General features: G+C 66.8%; 1 protein-coding gene. It reads left to right on the plus strand.

Going from position 1 to position 232, the window contains the following annotated elements:
• Positions 1 to 213: MobC family plasmid mobilization relaxosome protein (locus tag N8M09_RS11135; RefSeq protein WP_261065258.1), on the plus strand; the 213-nt coding region annotated here is incomplete at its 5' end.
• Between the last annotated feature and the right edge of the window lie 19 nt (positions 214 to 232).

Below are 232 nucleotides of genomic sequence, written 5' to 3' on the forward strand. Positions count from 1 at the left end.
GATCCGGCGTTGATGCGCCAATTGGCCGGGATGAGCAACAACCTCAACCAGATCGCTCGCGCCCTGAACGAGTGCCGGCTGGCCGGCTCGCCGGTGCAACTGGTGGAGGCGCTGACCCTGCTGCGCAGCATCGAGGCAGAGGCAGGCCGCCTGCTGCCCCAGTTGCCGCAGCCCCCCAAACCGACCGCCAAGGGGGGCTGCGATGCACATTAAATTCTTGGCTCACGGCACG

It is taken from the genome of Streptococcus mitis, from assembly GCF_946190375.1.
Taxonomy (GTDB): domain Bacteria; phylum Bacillota; class Bacilli; order Lactobacillales; family Streptococcaceae; genus Streptococcus; species Streptococcus mitis_CJ.